We start from the raw sequence: 3,325 nt of genomic DNA, 5'->3' as shown, positions 1-3,325 counted from the left end.
TAAAATGCTGTCAAGAACTATTTTGAAAAAAATGCAACTTTTTTTGAAATGTGGGGCATCTATTATGGGGGTACCCGGAGATATGGAGAAGATACAATTTGAGGGACAATAAAATAAGAGATGCCGGAGGCAGCGACATCGGTAAAGCTTTGAAAAGCAATACTACGCTGCAAAAATTGAATTTGAGGTACAATAAAATAGGAGACGCCGGCGGCAGCGCCATCGGTAAAGCTTTGAAAAGCAATACCACGCTGCAAATATTGGATTTGCATCGCACTAACATAGGAGCCGCCGGCGGCATTGCCATCGCTGCAGCTTTGCCAAGCAATACCACCCTGCAAACATTGGATTTGGGGGACAATAACATAGGAGCCGCCGGCGGCAGCGCCATCGGTAAAGCTTTGCCAAGCAATACCACGCTGCAAACATTGCATTTGGAGTGCAATAGCATAGGAGACGCCGGCGCCAGCGACATCGCTGCAGCTTTGCCAAGCAATACGGGGTCTGTCGAAGATACGTGTAAAATGTTATCACTCTGTCCCTAAGCTGTGATTGGTAATGGTTTAGGTTGTAATGGCTCTGGTAGATCCTCCATATCAAGTGACCATTTTCCAAAGCGCAGAATATTTTCGCACATATATGGACTCAAGCTGCTGATCAATTCTGGTGTAATTTTAAAGCCTTCATTAGCCATATCATTGAGGACATCGGTTAAATCAGCCACATTTTGTAACATTATTGCATTAGCAACAACATCCATATATTTCATTCGTTTAGCTTGCTCGACAGGATCACCACTTTTGATGACAGTACCACCAAAGGCGATCCAGTCCAGAAAGCTATGGAAGGACTCAATCTTGGTAGTTTCAGCACGAATACTGAAACGAAAATTAGCGTCCGAGATATAGCGCATCAAAAAGATGGTACGTTCAACACGGCCAAGCTCTCGGAACGCTCGATAGAGTTTGTTTTTGCGGTTTTTCCTGCTTAGGACGCTAGGAAAAATAACATTTATAATCGTGTTTCGCGTTCTGTTGCTTGATCTTGCTGCGTAACGCTGTCCATAAAGTATTTTAGTTAAATTGTAAAGGTTATTTTTCCTAGCGTCCTTAGTTTACGTAACAACATTGATGGTAGTACTTTCCCAGCCTGTATAGACAGGACAATCTGCATCATATCTAACCAGTGGGTTTCAATAAGCTTCCAGTCAATGACTTCCGTAAAAATGGCATCGATATGTTCGTACTGTACCCCCTTATGGGGTCGGTAGAAAGTGACATCATGCCCAAGATCCGTCACCAAAATTTTGTAACGCGTGAATTCGCTGCAAAATTGAGCAATTTTTAAAATTTTCTGAGTTGCAATCGCAGATTTTTTCCTTTGATCACTCTACAGTCCATAAAAAGTGCCAAATTCGCCTAATTGGCCCAGTGTGAGACAAGCTGCAATATCGGTAATCTCAGAGAAAACTTCTGGTTGGGTAGATTTGGGTTTTGGGGAAAGCAGACCAGATTTCAAGAATGGATTTCTTGCAAACCCTTATTCAACGACGTTTTTCAGAGATTTTTAAATTTTCATGACCAAAATTCACTGAATGACTTTTGTGTGCAAACGGGTAGGAAATCGTAAATTTCGATCGAATTTCTAAATGCCGAATTATGTTTGGTGTTTACAATACTACTTGTTTTCCCTAGAGTGATTTCCAGAAAGGCTTGGTTTTTTGGGAATATCGATCCAAAGGATGCCGACACCAGTAATTATAGGAACTTTTTGGCAGGTAATAACAGTGAAACAAAACTGGAATAGGAGTGAGTTAAGAGAGTGCTGGACCCTCAACACACAAGAGATGAAGATGGTACAAGCCAAGAGCGGCAAAACACGACTGGGGTTCGCGGTCTTACTGAAGTATTTTCTGTATGCCAAAAAATTTCCAGAGGCTGAGGAGTTGATTGCCCTATCAGTACTTAAGTTCCTTGCGTGTCAATTGGGTAAAGATGAGCTTACCTTTTATCACTACGACTTTACTGCTGAAACAGCTAAACTACACAGGCGACAGGTTAGGTTGCACTGTGGCTTTCGCACGCCTACTGCCCAGGATGCACAAAATTTAACAGATTGGCTCACTGCTGAAATTCTCCCTATAAAAAATTATAATCCTAGAACTATTAGGACTATGGTTTACAATTATTTTCAGGAAAGAAAAATAGAACCATTCTCTATTAAACAAATTAACCGATTCATCAATTCAGCATCACAAGAGTTTGAAAGACATTTGTTTGAAAAAATCTCCTCTCGGCTTACAGAGAGCCAAAAGGCTGCGCTTGATGTATTAGTCAAAAAAAGAGAGGATAACAATCAAACGGAAGAGTTGTCCTTCTTTGACCTTAAGCAAGGACCAGGTAAGGCCAGCTTAAACACAATTCTTATAGAAACTCAAAAACTAAAGAAGTTACGAGAGATTGGCACATCCCCAGATCTATTCTCAGGTATTTCTGCTCAAATTATTAAACAATATTCGTTGAGAACTGAAGCTGAAACTCCAAAAGAAATACGCTCTCACCTTCCCAGTAAACGGCACGCCCTTTTAGCCATATACAGCCACAATCGTTCTATGCAAATAACTGATGATCTTATTGACATCTTCAATAAACTTATCCATAAAGTACGCACCAAATCTGAGCGATCTGTTCGAGAACAGCTTTTGCCTGAACTCACCAAAGTTAATGGCAAACCAACGTTTTTGTTGAAAATTGCTCAGGCAACGACCAAACAACCAGCAGGAGTAGTCGAAGAGGTTATTTTTCCTATCGTCAGTCAAGAATTGCTGCAAAGAATTATTGCTGAAGATGAAGCGCAAGGTAATTATCAAACACGTGTTCATAAAGCTATGAGTTCTTCCTATAAGAGACATTATCGTCGTATGCTTAAACCCGTTTTAGAGGTGCTCGAACTTTGCTGTAATAATCCAACTCATCAACCCATTCTTAAAGGATTACAAATTATCAAGCAACATTTGGACAGCAAGTCTGCCTACTATCCTGAAGAGTGTATTTTTCCTATCAAGGACATTATGAGTGAAGCCGAGGAAAATATTATACAAGACAACTCTGGTAAAATAAAACGTTTAGATTATGAAATGGTTGTATTGGAAATTCTACGTCGACACTTGAGATGTAAGAATATTTGGTCCCCGGGTGCCGACCGTTACCGTAATCCAGATGAAGACCTATACTCATGCTGAATGAAAGTGTTTAAAATTTTATCCAATTGTGGTAGTTAAATACCCATGCAAGATTTTTTGCCCCCATCTGAACGTGACGACTTA

General features: G+C 40.5%; 3 protein-coding genes and 1 pseudogene. 2 read left to right on the top strand and 2 right to left on the bottom strand.

The features are described from left to right. Positions 1-98: 98 nt before the first annotated feature. Positions 99-545 carry a hypothetical protein gene (locus ABFQ95_08145; GenBank protein ID MEN8237488.1) on the top strand — a complete coding sequence of 149 codons (447 nt, stop codon included), beginning with the start codon at positions 99-101 and terminating at the stop codon, positions 543-545. Here the strand turns inward: ABFQ95_08145 and ABFQ95_08140 are convergent. Further along, entirely contained in the window at positions 542-1,006 is a 465-nt protein-coding gene (locus tag ABFQ95_08140; protein MEN8237487.1) for a Tn3 family transposase, read from the bottom strand. The two genes, ABFQ95_08145 and ABFQ95_08140, sit on opposite strands and share 4 nt — an antisense overlap. A 78-nt stretch (positions 1,007-1,084) precedes the next feature. Then, positions 1,085-1,272 (bottom strand): annotated as a pseudogene (locus tag ABFQ95_08135) (Tn3 family transposase). 514 nt (positions 1,273-1,786) lie between these two features. Here ABFQ95_08135 and ABFQ95_08130 point away from each other — a divergent pair. After that, the gene (locus tag ABFQ95_08130) at positions 1,787-3,241 is read left to right on the top strand and encodes a DUF4158 domain-containing protein (GenBank protein MEN8237486.1); all 1,455 of its coding nucleotides are present in this window, start codon (positions 1,787-1,789) and stop codon (positions 3,239-3,241) included. Positions 3,242-3,325: the final 84 nt, after the last annotated feature.

It is taken from the genome of Pseudomonadota bacterium, from assembly GCA_039714795.1.
Lineage (GTDB): Bacteria > Pseudomonadota > Alphaproteobacteria > JAGOMX01 > JAGOMX01 > JBDLIP01.
This window is presented reverse-complemented; position numbering and strand designations above follow the sequence as displayed.